The following is a 12,315-nucleotide window of genomic DNA, read 5'->3' as shown; positions in this document are numbered from 1 at the left end:
CTGAGCTTATAGCACGCACATTCGATTTACGGTGGTCCTTCACCGCCTTCACCCGATCGAGTGGCGGGGCTATCGTCGGCGTCATGATGGATCATGTGCGCGACCTGGCATCTGTACGTGAAGCGACCGAGCGGCTCCTCGCCGCGGTCGCCGTACTGGACAACGCGGCGGTCGCCGCGCCGTCACGGCTCCCGGGCTGGAGCCGTGGTCATGTGCTGGCCCATCTCGCCAGGAACGCGGACGCGCTGGTCAATGTCCTCGAAGACCGGCCGATGTACGCGGACGCCGCTACGCGCGACGCAGACATCGAGCGGGACGCTCCGAGGTCTCCCGCCGACCAGCTCGCCGACCTACGTAACACCGCCGACCGCTTCCTGCATTCCGCGGCGGCCGCTCCCGCCGACTGGACCCGCGTGATCACGATGCGCAACGGCGTCACGGACGTGGCCGCCCGCGTTCCGTTCCGCCGCTGGATCGAGATCGAGCTGCACCATGTCGACCTGGGCCTCGACCGTGAGCTGGAAGACCTGTCCGAGGAGTTCACCGGGCGCGAGATCGACTTCCTCGCGGAGCGCTTCGCCGGGAACCCCACCGTCCCGCCGCTGGCCCTGAGCACCCCCGACGGACGCAGCTGGCGCACCGGGCGCACGGACGGCACCCCGCTCCCCGTCACCGGTCCGGCCCCGGACCTGATGGGCTGGCTCGCGGGCCGCCGCGACGGGTCGGCGCTGAAGTCCCCGGACGCCCCCCTGCCCCTCCTGCCTCCGCTATAGGCTGAGCCGTATGACGTACAGCGGAGCGGTGAAGGTCGGCGGACCGGCGGATGTGCATGAGCTGCCCGCCCTGATGATCTCCAAGGTCGCCGTCGGGCCGATGGACAACAACGCCTATCTGCTGCGCTGCCGGGCCACCGGCGAGCAGCTGCTGATCGACGCGGCCAACGACTCCGCGACGCTGCTGACCCTGATCGGCGACGACGGCATCGCGTCCGTCGTCACCACCCATCGCCACGGCGACCACTGGCAGGCTCTCGCCGAGGTCGTGGCGGCCACCGGCGCCCGTACGTACGCGGGCCGGTACGACGCCGAGGGCATCCCCGTCCCGACCGATGTCCTCGTCGAGGACGGGGACACGATCCGGGTCGGGGAGATCGGGCTCACCGCCCTGCATCTGGTGGGCCACACGCCCGGCTCGATCGCCCTGGTGTACGACGACCCGCACGGCCACGCGCATGTGTTCACCGGCGACTGCCTGTTCCCGGGCGGCCCCGGGAACACAGCCGGCCCCGCGGACTTCACGAGCTTGATGGACGGTCTCGAAGCCAAGGTCTTCGACGCCCTGCCGGACGAGGCCTGGATCTACCCCGGCCACGGAAATGACTCCACCCTCGGCGCGGAACGCCCGCACCTCGCGGAGTGGCGGGCCCGCGGCTGGTGACCCGGCGGGCCCCGGCGGCCCGGCCCGGCTCGGCTGCCCGGCTCGGCTCGGCTCGGCTGCCCAGCGATAATCGCTCGATAGCCCTCGGCCCGCTCTTTACGATCGCTCCATGCCGACCCCTGTGTATCCGTCGAAGCCCCGCCCCGGCGACCGGATCGGGGTGGTCTCGCCGTCCTCCGGCCTGCCGGGGCTGCTGCCGCTCCCGTACGAACTGGGCCTCAGCCGGCTGGAGAAGGACTTCGGGCTGATCCCGGTCGAGTATCCGACGACCCGGAAGATGGGCTCGACGCCCCAGGAGCGGGCCGACGACCTGCACGCCGCCTTCGCGGATCCGACCGTGACCGCCCTGATGGCGAGCATCGGCGGGGACGATCAGATCACCGTGCTGCCGCTGCTGGACCGGAAGCTGATCCGCGAGAACCCCAAGCCCTTCTTCGGCTTCAGCGACCACACCAATCTGCTGGCGTATCTGTGGAACACCGGGATCGTCGGCTACCACGGCGGGGGTGTGATGACCGCGCTGGGCCGGCCCGGCGCGATGGATCCGCTCACCGAGGAGTCGCTGCGGGCCGCGCTGTTCGGCTCCGGACCGTACGAACTGCGTCCTGCCCGGCGGTTCGGGGACACGGACCGCGACTGGGCGGATCCGGCGACCTTCATGACGGAGCCGGAGACCCGGCCGGGCGGCGGCTGGAGCTGGCACGGGCCCGAGCGGGTGGTGGAGGGCCGCAGCTGGGGCGGCAATCTGGAGATTCTCTCCTGGCTGCTGATGGCGGACCGGGAGATCCAGGCCGATCTCTCCGCGTACGACGGCTGCGTACTGCTCCTGGAGACCTCGGAGGAACTGCCGGCCGCCGAGGAGGTGTTCCGGATTCTGCGCAATATGGGCGAGCGCGATCTGCTGCGGCGTTTTCCCGCGCTGCTGATGGCACGCCCCAAGACCTGGTCGTTGCAGCGCCCGCACAGCCCGGAGGAGGCGGGCCGCTACGCGCGGGAGCAGCGGGCGGCGGTGCTGCGCGCGCTGGCCGCGTACGCCCCCGGCACCATGGCCGTCTTCGATGTGGACTTCGGCCACACCGACCCGCAGCTGGTCATCCCGTACGGCGGTCCTGTGCGGGTGGACGGGACCGCGCGGCGGATCACCGTGACCTACTGAACCGTCGCCACCGCTGAACCGCCGCCGCCTACTGAACGAGCCGTCGCCGCCGCGAAACGCGTCCGGGGCGGGTGGCAGCCTCGCCACTCGCCCCGGACCCCTGCCGTGCGGATCAGGCTTCGATGCTGTCCTTGCTGTCCGTCTCGGTCTTGGCGGCCGCGTCGCGCTCCGCCTGCTTCTTGGAGGCGATCAGGCTGGTGATCGTGGTGATGACCAGGACACCGCAGATGACCGCCAGCGAGACCGGGATGGAGATCTCGGGGACGTGCACACCCGTCTCGTGCAGCGCGTGCAGCACCAGCTTCACTCCGATGAAGCCCAGGATGACCGACAGGCCGTAGCTGAGGTGGACCAGCTTCCTGAGGAGTCCGCCGATGAGGAAGTACAGCTGCCGCAGTCCCATCAGGGCGAAGGCGTTGGCGGTGAAGACGATGTACGGATCCTGGGTCAGACCGAAGATCGCGGGGATGGAGTCCAGCGCGAACAGCACATCGGTGGTGCCGATGGCCAGCATGACCACCATCAGCGGGGTCAGGATCCGCTTGCCATTGCTCCGGATGAAGAGCTTGGTGCCGTGGTACTTGTCGGCGACACCGAAACGCTTCTCGATGGACTTGAGGAGGCGGTTCTCCTCGAACTCCTCGTCCTCGTCGTCGGAGCGCGCCTCCTGGATGAGCTTCCAGGCGGTGTAGATCAGGAACGCGCCGAAGATGAAGAAGACCCACGAGAAGCTGGCGATGATGGCGGCGCCGGCGGCGATGAAGATCGCGCGCAGGACCAGGGCTATCAGCACACCGATGAGCAGCACCCGCTGCTGCAGATGTGAGGGCACCGAGAACTTCGCCATGATCAGGACGAAGACGAAGAGATTGTCGACACTGAGCGACTTCTCGGTGATGAAGCCCGCGAAGAACTCCCCGGACGCCTGGCCCGTACCGAAGACCATCAGGCCGAGGCCGAACAGCGCGGCGAGGGCGATCCAGACGACCGTCCAGATACCGGCTTCCTTCATCGACACGTCATGGGGCTTGCGCCCGATGAAGAAGTCGACCGCGATCAGGGCGGACAGACCAAGAATGGTCAGCACCCACAAGTTCAATGAAACGTCCACTGCGCCTCCGGCGTCGTACGGCTACTGATCAGCGTCGTCGCTGCCGGAGGTCTCTTCCACCCGGGCGGTCTTACCGCCGGCCGGGCCGACGCCCCGGGACCGATTGCGGTCCGTATTGACGGGTACGTCGCGATGTGGGAGTACTCCCCTCCGCTGCAAAGAAGAGTACAGGAAAGACCAAGGAAAGGTAAAGAAAAAGGTAAAGGGGAGCCAAGTGTGCAGGTCAGCGACGCCAGGAGCGTCGAGTGAGCGCCACCTGCTCCAGCACCTGGAGCAGCACCCGGCTCCCCGGCGGTACCGCCGGCGGCTCGTACGTCCAGGCATGTCCGACCCACGGGTCGGCCAGGTGATCGTCGGGGACCGGGGTGATCCGCAGCAGGGACCGCCAGAGCGGATCCAGCACCGGTCCGTACGCGCTCGCGTCCTCGCGGTCCGCGACCATCAGCAGATGCACGCCGACCGCCGGGCCCTCGTCGGCGAGATAACGCAGCTGCGTCACCGCGCGGTCGTCGAAGCCGTGCGGGAAGTCATTGACGATCAGCAACTGCTCAGCGGTGTCCAGATCCGGCGGGAGCGACTCGGCGGCGCCGCCGCGGACCGCCATCTGCACCAGATCCACCCGCTGCGTGAGCTTGGCAAGGACGGCCGCCACTCCCCCGGCGCCCGCCGCCGGAGGCTCGGCGAGCACGCCGGAGGCCGTCAGCGGGGCCAGTGACCGGGCCGCCGAACCGGCCGGGTCGATCACATGGACGGTGAACTCGCCGGGCGGATAGACGGCGAGGAGCCGGGCCGCGAGGGCGACCGCGGTGTCCATGGCCAGCCCGCGCAGCTGGGCCTCGTCCATCATCAGGGCGGCCTCGGAGCCCGACCGGCCGCTGTCGACCCACAGCCCGCGCTCCAGCGGCAGCCGTACCAGCATCGGGATCCGCAGCTCCGGGCGCTCGGGCAGATGGACATCGCCGAGGCGCAGCGCCATCGGGATCTCCATCGGGACGCGGTACGCGTGCCAGACGGGGCTGTCCCAGCGGGCGTAGGCGGCCGGCAGCGCGGGCTCCACGACCTCGGACTCGGCAACGAGCTGGGCGAGATCGCGCTCCAGGACGTCGCGGGCCTGGCCGGCGAGCTGGTCGTGCTTGGCGCGGGCCGCCTCACGGGCGGCGTCGCCCGCCCCGCCGATGCGGTTACGGGGATCGGAGAGGACGCGGTCCAGCTCCTGGTCGAGCCGGGACTCGGCGAAGTCCATCGCGCTGCGGTACGCCGCGATGGTGCGGGCCAGGTCCTCGAACATGCCCCAGACCTGGTTGTAGAGGCGCTCTTCCATCGACCAGCCCGTGGCGTCGCCCGCGACGGGCCGGGCAGGCTGCCCCGGCGGTCCCGGCGGCGCGGCCGGGGGCGGCGTCGGGGGCGCGGAGGTCTGACGGCCCGGGTGCGTGTAGTTGACCGCGCCGCCCGCGCCGCCCGCCCCGCCCGCCCCGGCCTGCGCGGCGGCGGCCGCCGGCTGCGGTACGGCGTCGGGCGCGGTCTGCGGCGCGGGGGTCATGGGCTGCGGGGCGGGGGCGCCGCCCGAGGTGGCCGGTCCTGACGCCGCGGACGACGGAAGCCCGTCGGGCCTGACCCGCACGCCGTCCGACGTGCCGGGCAGGGGCGTCTGGACGACGCCGGCCATGTGCCGGGCCACCGCCTGCTGGATGTCCGCGGCGACGGCGCGGGCCTGTGGCAGGCCCTGGTCGCCGAAGAGCTCGGCGAGCCCGCCCGCGTATCCCTGGCCGACGGCCCTGACCTTCCAGGCGCCCTGGCGGCGGTACAGCTCCAGCGCGACGACGGCGGACTCGGCGTCCAGACCGGTGAGGGTGAAGCTGGCGACCTCGGTGCCGTCGGTGGAGGTGACGGCGGCGAAGGGGGCCGCGGTGGTGCCGAAGCGGTCGGGTCCGCCGACGCCTTCGGGGAGGGCGAGCAGCACATGCACCAGATGCGCCTGCTCCGGCACGGCTTCCAGATCGATGTGGAAACGCAGGCCGGCGGCGGCCTGGCGGGACACCTCGATGCCCGGGAGGGTGGGCGAGCCGGGGTGTGCGATCCACTCCGTGCCGCGCACGCTGCCCTGGGCGTCGCCGAGCGTGGCGCAGGCCATGACCGGGGCGCCGGCCGTCACCCGGATCTCCAGTCGGGTGTGGGGCAAGGGGTGGTTCTGCCCCCGGACCAGCTCGGCCGTCATCGCCTCTGTCCCCTCATCGGTCTCGCGTCGGTGTTCAGGTGTCGGTCGAGGTGTTCGGATTCACGTGTCGGTGGAGCCCCCGGAGGCCAGGCCCTGTCGGACAGGACCTGGCCTCCGCGAGCTGTGTGCTCCGCTCCGACGAACCGCGGTGTCTACCGGGTGTCTACAGGTGCGGCAGGATCGACGGCATCAGGTCCTGGAACGTACGGCCGTTGGCCGGGTTTCCGAGGGCCGTCATCTGCCAGCCCGCGCCCGCGCGGTGCACCTTGGCCATGATCTGGGCGGTGTACTGACCGCCGCCGTCGAGCGTGTAGCGCGCCAGCTCCTGGCCGTTGGTCTCGTCGACGATGCGGCAGAAGGCGTTCTGCACCTCCTGGAACGTCTGGCCGGTGAACGAGTTCACCGTGAAGACGATCTGGTCGATATGGACCGGGATGCGCTGCAGGTCGACGAGGATCGCCTCGTCGTCGCCGCCCTGGCCGACGCCGCCGACCAGGTTGTCACCGGTGTGCCGCACCGAGCCGTCGTCGCTGACGAGATGGCGGAAGAAGACCACATCGACCGGCTGCTTGTCGGCGAACAGCACCGCCGAGGCGTCGAGGTCGATCTCGCGGGTCCGGGAGCCGAAGAGGCCCCGGCGCGGCGCGGCCTGCCAGCCGAGCCCCATCCGCACCGCGGTCAGGGTGCCGCCGCCCTTCTTCTCCAGGCTGATGGCCTGACCCTTGGTCAGATTGACCCCAGGGCCCCCGGGCGCACTGCCCTTGGATACGTCCACCACGCGCTGTCCCCTCTCGAATGGTTCCCCCGCAACCGTCCGTGTGCGGTTGCGCAGAACCCTACGCAGTCGTGCGGACGGTGCAGGAGGCTTAAACCGTTTTTGTGTCGGTCTTGCAACACACCGGATGTCCCGGTGCGTCAGGCGAGTCCCGCCTCCCTCATCTGCCGCAATTCCTTCTTCAGTTCGCCCACTTCGTCGCGCAGCCGCGCGGCGACCTCGAACTGCAACTCGGCGGCTGCGGCCCGCATCCGATCGGTCATCTCCTCGATGATTCCGGCGAGTTCGGCGGCGGGGCGGTCGGTGACCACCGCGCCCCGCGCACCGGCCCTGCCGCCCTTCGCGTTCTTCCCGCCGAGCGAGGGCACCGGGGCCTTGCCGGGCTTGCCGTCCTTCGCCTGCCGGTAGCCGGTGCCGAGCAGGGCCTCGGTGTCGACCTCCTCGCGCGCGATGGTCGCGACGATGTCGTTGATCTTCTTGCGGAGCGGCTGTGGATCGATACCGCGCTCGGTGTTGTACGCGGTCTGCTTCTCCCGGCGGCGGTTCGTCTCGTCGATGGCCTTCTCCATCGCCGGGGTGATCTTGTCCGCGTACATATGGACCTGGCCCGACACGTTTCGCGCGGCACGGCCGATGGTCTGGATCAGTGAGGTGCCCGAGCGCAGGAAGCCCTGCTTGTCGGCGTCGAGGATCGCCACCAGTGAGACTTCCGGCAGGTCGAGGCCCTCACGGAGCAGGTTGATACCGACGAGGACGTCGTACTCCCCGGCGCGCAGCTCGCGCAGCAGCTCGACCCGGCGCAGGGTGTCGACGTCGCTGTGCAGATAGCGGACCTGGATGCCCAGTTCGAGGAAGTAGTCGGTGAGGTCCTCGGCCATCTTCTTGGTGAGGGTGGTCACGAGGACGCGCTCGTCCTTGGCGGTGCGCTCGCGGATCTCGTGCACCAGGTCGTCGATCTGGCCCTCCGTGGGCTTGACGACGACCTGCGGGTCGATGAGCCCGGTGGGACGGATGATCTGCTCGACGAAGCCGTCGGAGCGGGAGAGCTCATAGGTGCCGGGCGTGGCGGAGAGATAGACCGTCTGACCGACCCGCTTCTGGAACTCTTCCCACTTCAGCGGGCGGTTGTCGAGCGCGGACGGCAGCCGGAAGCCGTGGTCGACGAGGGTCCGCTTCCGGGACGCGTCGCCCTCGTACATCGCGCCGATCTGGGGCACGGTGACATGCGACTCGTCGATGACCAGCAGGAAGTCCTCGGGGAAGTAGTCGATGAGGGTGTTCGGCGCGGTGCCGGGGGAACGGTCGTCGAAGTGCATCGAGTAGTTCTCGATACCGGAGCAGGAGCCGATCTGGCGCATCATCTCGATGTCGTACGTCGTACGCATGCGCAGCCGCTGGGACTCCAGCAGCTTGCCCTGCTTGTCCAGGTCGGCGAGGCGGGTCTCGAGCTCCTGCTCGATGCCGTTGACCGCCTTCTCCATCCGCTCGGGGCCGGCCACGTAGTGGCTCGCCGGGAAGATGTAGAGCTCGTCGTCGTCGCTGATGACCTCGCCGGTGAGCGGGTGCAGCGTGGACAGCGCCTCGATCTCGTCACCGAACATCTCGATGCGGACGGCCAGCTCCTCGTAGACCGGGAAGATCTCGATGGTGTCGCCCCGGACCCGGAAGGTGCCACGGGCGAACGCCACGTCATTGCGCGTGTACTGGATGTCGACGAAACGGCGCAGCAGCTCGTCCCGGTCCATCTCCGCGCCGACCTTCAGGGGCACCATCCGGTCCACGTACTCCTGGGGGGTACCCAGGCCGTAGATGCAGGAGACCGAGGCGACCACGATCACATCGCGCCGGGTCAGGAGCGAGTTCGTCGCGGAGTGGCGCAGCCGCTCGACCTCCTCGTTGATCGAGGAGTCCTTCTCGATGTACGTATCCGACTGGGGGACGTACGCCTCGGGCTGGTAGTAGTCGTAGTACGAGACGAAGTACTCGACTGCGTTGTTGGGCAGCAGCTCGCGGAACTCGTTCGCCAGCTGGGCTGCGAGCGTCTTGTTCGGCGCCATCACCAGGGTGGGGCGCTGAAGCTTCTCGATCATCCAGGCGGTGGTCGCCGACTTTCCCGTGCCGGTCGCGCCGAGCAGGACGACATCCTGCTCACCTGCGCGGATGCGCCGCTCCAGGTCGGCGATGGCCGTCGGCTGGTCGCCGCTGGGCTGGTAGGAACTGACGACCTCGAAAGGCGCCACCGTACGTTCGATGTGGGAAACGGGCCGCATGGATCCACCGTACGACCCCGCACTGACAGTCGGGCGGTCAGCGGCGAGGGACGGGGGCCGGGCGGCGGCGGATCACCAGTCGTGAAGGTCCGGGGAGCCCTGGCGGCGGGAGGTGGCGGCCGTCCGCTCGGCCGGCTCGCGGCCGGGCGGCTCGTAGGGGGACGGCTCACGGTAGGGCCGGCGCGGCCTGATCCGCTGCGCGGGCACCCCGGCCCGGCGGCACGGCCCGGTCACGGCCTCCACGGGCCGTTCGCGGTCCGGGTCGCCCGTCACCATCAGCGGGTCGAACAGCACCACCACGCCGGCCAGCAGCAGGAAGACCGCCGGGCCGACCAGCATCGGGACGAGCAGCTCGGTCGCCGGGGCGCCGCCAGGAGCGCCGCCGGGGGTGCCTGCGCCGGTGTCCAGATGAATGTGGAGCGCGGCCATCGCGGTGTAGTGCATCCCGGTGGCCGCGACACCCATCACGACGCTGGCGGCCAGGCTCGCCGGAAAACCGCGGTGCGAGACGATCCCCCAGAGCGCCGCGGTCGCCGCGGCGACGGCGATCAGGACGGAGAGCGCGACCGTCACGGTGTCGTACTCGATACGCCCGTGCAGCCGCATACCGGCCATTCCCAGGTAGTGCATGGTGGCGATGCCGAGGCCCGTGATCGTGCCGCCGGTGACCAGCGCCATCGGGGTCGTACCGCGGTAGCCGACGATGAAGATCCCGATGCCGATCATGACGATCGCCACGGCCAGGCTGGCGAACGTCGTCAGCCTGTCGTAGCCGACCGGTACCTCGGTGACGGAGAACCCGAGCATCCCGATGAAGTGCATCGTCCAGACGCCGGAGCCGATCGAGGCCGCGCCGAGCGCGAGGCCGCCCGGCTTCCACGGGTGCCTGGTGCGCAGGAATCTCGCGGTGCAGCGAAGGCCGAGCGCCCCGCCCAGACAGGCCATGAGAAAGGCCGCCACGGGTGTGACGAGGCCGTAGCTGAATCCGTCGATCGTTCCCTGCATACCGATGTGCCCTTCGCCCCTTGTGCTCCGTGTGCGGAAGCGCTGGTTCGGGCGAGAGTAGGACGACCGGCCCGGTAAACAAACAGGTGGCAGGTGATTTGTCGACACGAAAGGGCCGAAACCCTCGGTCCGGGGGCTTTCCCACGCAATCCCTTCACATGGTGGCCAACTTCGCCGGTCCGTTGTCAGTGGTGGATCGTACGGTGGTCCGCATGAACAACTACGGGCAGTCGCCGCTGGAGTGGGCCGTCGTGAGCAGCGACATCGGGCCGCTGCTGCTGGCCGCGACCGGCCAGGGGCTGGTCAGTGTCGCCTTCCACGCGGACGGGCCGGTGCGGGAGAAGACGCTCGGGCAGCTCAGGGACCGCCTCGGCGCCGAGCAGATCGAGTCCGTGTCGGGCCGGCTGGCCGAGCCGATACGCCAGCTGTCGGCGTACTTCGCGGGCGGGCTGCGGGAGTTCGGGCTGCCGCTGGACTGGTCGCTCTCCTCGGGCTTCAACCGGCAGGTGCTGCGCGAGCTGGCGACGGGTGTCCCGTACGGCACGGTGATCGGTTACGGCGATCTGGCAGGCCGGGTGGGGCAGCCGCGGGCGGCCCAGGCGGTCGGCATCGCGATGAGCTCGAACCCGCTTCCGGTGGTGGTGCCGTGCCACCGGGTGGTGGAGAGCGACGGCGGGCTCGGCGGATTCGGCGGCGGGCTGGAGACAAAGCGGCAGTTGCTGGCCCTGGAGGGCGTGCTCCCGGAGCCGCTGTTCTGAGCGCCGCCGCGGACCCCGCGCTCGCCGACGGTGAGCCAACGGTGTACGCGCGGTAATCGCGGCCAGGGGGCAGGACCACACACACTCCACTCGACAAGTTGCACCTTTTTAACGCCACTTGTCCGCTTTGCGTCGCGGGCTTAGGCTGATCAGTGGAGCACCACCGCGCGTACAGCCCGGCGAAGACAGTGCGTGGGTGCGGGAAGTCCGGCACCCACCGACCGGGCCAGTTCCTGCATTCGAACGCGCTCATGGCCGGACCGCCCGAGCGGTAGCGAACTCCAGCACGCACATAGGCCGAGTCATCAGCTGGACGAGTAGACGCGAAGGGACGGCGAGTCAGCCATGAGTGGAGGAAACAAGGGAGTCGCATACATCAAGCCGGGTGAGGTCGAAGTGAGGACCATCGACTACCCGACGTTGGAACTGAAGGACGGCCCGGGAGTGGCCAAGGAGAACATCGGCCGCGTCTGCCGGCACGGGGTCATCCTCAAAATCCTCGCGACCAATATCTGCGGCAGCGACCAGCACATGGTGCGCGGCCGTACTACCGCACCCGAGGGTCTGATCCTTGGACACGAGATCACCGGCGAGGTCGTCGAGCGCGGCCCCGACGTGGAGTTCATCCAGGTCGGAGACATCGTATCGGTACCGTTCAACATCGCCTGCGGCCGCTGCCGCAACTGCAAGGAACAGAAGACCGGCATCTGCCTGAACGTGAATCCGGCTCGTCCCGGCGCGGCATTCGGCTACGTGGACATGGGCGGCTGGGTGGGCGGCCAGGCGGAGTACGTCATGGCGCCGTACGCGGACTTCAATCTCCTCCGCTTCCCCGACCGGGACGCGGCCCGCGAGAAGCTCCTCGACCTGACGATGCTGTCGGACATCTTCCCGACCGGCTTCCACGGCGCGGTGACCGCGGGCACGCGCGTCGGCTCCACGGTGTACATCGCGGGCGCGGGCCCCGTCGGCCTGGCGGCCGCGGCCTCGGCGCAGCTGCTGGGCGCGGCGGTCGTGATCGTCGGCGACCTCAACGGCGAACGGCTCGCCCAGGCCCGCAGCTTCGGCTGCGAGACGGTTGACCTCACGGAGGGCTCGGTCGAGGACCAGGTCTTCGAGATCCTGGGCGAGCCGGAGGTGGACGCGGCAGTAGACGCGGTCGGCTTCGAAGCGCGCGCCCACGGCCATGACACGGAGGAAGCTCCGGCGACCGTCCTCAACTCGCTCATGAGCACGGTCAAGGCGGGCGGCGCGCTCGGTATCCCTGGCCTGTACGTCACGGACGATCCGGGCGGTATCGACCAGGACGCCAAGACCGGGACGCTGAAGGTACGGCTGGGCCTGGGCTGGGCGAAGAGCCACACGTTCAGCACGGGTCAGTGCCCGGTGATGAAGTACCACCGGGGCCTGGCCAACGCGATCATGAACGACCGGGTCCACATCGCCAAGGCGGTCAACGCCACGGTGATCTCCCTGGACGACGCGCCGCGCGGCTACGCGGAGTTCGACCACGGAGCGAGCCGGAAGTACGTGCTCAACCCGAGTGGCGCGCTGGACGGGCTGAAGGCCGCCTGATCCTGAGGGCCGC

At 69.6% G+C, this 12,315-nt stretch carries 10 protein-coding genes; 5 read left to right on the top strand and 5 right to left on the bottom strand.

Features of this window, described 5'->3' with window-relative positions:
* The first annotated feature begins 83 nt into the window (after positions 1-83).
* The 3 genes from ACFVWW_RS28710 to ACFVWW_RS28700 all read left to right on the top strand — a co-directional run bounded on the left by ACFVWW_RS28710 (position 84) and on the right by ACFVWW_RS28700 (position 2,593).
* The gene (locus ACFVWW_RS28710) at positions 84-773 is read left to right on the top strand and encodes a maleylpyruvate isomerase family mycothiol-dependent enzyme (protein ID WP_384183556.1); all 690 of its coding nucleotides are present in this window, start codon (positions 84-86) and stop codon (positions 771-773) included.
* Positions 774-783: 10 nt separating this feature from the next.
* Complete coding sequence (locus ACFVWW_RS28705; RefSeq protein WP_384183559.1) at positions 784-1,437, top strand: MBL fold metallo-hydrolase; 654 nt, start codon at positions 784-786, stop codon at positions 1,435-1,437.
* 109 nt (positions 1,438-1,546) lie between these two features.
* A complete protein-coding gene (locus ACFVWW_RS28700) occupies positions 1,547-2,593 on the top strand; it encodes a S66 peptidase family protein (RefSeq protein ID WP_384183562.1) in 1,047 nt (348 codons plus the stop codon).
* A gap of 112 nt (positions 2,594-2,705) precedes the next feature.
* Here ACFVWW_RS28700 and ACFVWW_RS28695 read toward each other — a convergent pair whose 3' ends face one another.
* From ACFVWW_RS28695 to ACFVWW_RS28675, 5 genes are all read right to left on the bottom strand, one after another.
* On the bottom strand, positions 2,706-3,704 hold the full coding sequence (locus ACFVWW_RS28695; RefSeq protein ID WP_384183565.1) for a TerC family protein: 999 nt from the start codon (positions 3,702-3,704) through the stop codon (positions 2,706-2,708).
* 223 nt (positions 3,705-3,927) lie between these two features.
* Positions 3,928-5,919, bottom strand: a complete 1,992-nt coding sequence (locus tag ACFVWW_RS28690) for a TerD family protein (protein ID WP_384183568.1) — start codon at positions 5,917-5,919, stop codon at positions 3,928-3,930.
* Positions 5,920-6,082: 163 nt separating this feature from the next.
* Positions 6,083-6,649, bottom strand: coding sequence for a TerD family protein (locus tag ACFVWW_RS28685; protein WP_384183674.1), 567 nt, complete (start codon positions 6,647-6,649; stop codon positions 6,083-6,085).
* Positions 6,650-6,834: 185 nt separating this feature from the next.
* A complete protein-coding gene (uvrB, locus tag ACFVWW_RS28680; protein ID WP_384183570.1) occupies positions 6,835-8,964 on the bottom strand; it encodes an excinuclease ABC subunit UvrB in 2,130 nt (709 codons plus the stop codon).
* 72 nt (positions 8,965-9,036) lie between these two features.
* The gene (locus ACFVWW_RS28675; RefSeq protein ID WP_384183573.1) at positions 9,037-9,969 is read right to left on the bottom strand and encodes an MHYT domain-containing protein; all 933 of its coding nucleotides are present in this window, start codon (positions 9,967-9,969) and stop codon (positions 9,037-9,039) included.
* A 212-nt stretch (positions 9,970-10,181) separates the two neighbouring features.
* On the opposite strand from ACFVWW_RS28675, the gene ACFVWW_RS28670 reads away from it, so the two are divergent.
* Together ACFVWW_RS28670 and fdhA are read left to right on the top strand one after the other, a co-directional pair.
* A complete protein-coding gene (locus tag ACFVWW_RS28670; protein WP_384183575.1) occupies positions 10,182-10,727 on the top strand; it encodes a methylated-DNA--[protein]-cysteine S-methyltransferase in 546 nt (181 codons plus the stop codon).
* A gap of 345 nt (positions 10,728-11,072) precedes the next feature.
* Complete coding sequence (fdhA, locus tag ACFVWW_RS28665) at positions 11,073-12,302, top strand: formaldehyde dehydrogenase, glutathione-independent (protein WP_384183578.1); 1,230 nt, start codon at positions 11,073-11,075, stop codon at positions 12,300-12,302.
* Positions 12,303-12,315: the final 13 nt, after the last annotated feature.

This window comes from Streptomyces sp. NPDC058198, from assembly GCF_042882605.1.
Taxonomy (GTDB): Bacteria; Actinomycetota; Actinomycetes; order Streptomycetales; family Streptomycetaceae; genus Streptomyces.
Note: the sequence above shows the minus strand (reverse complement) of the source record. Positions and strands in the feature narration are given on the sequence as shown.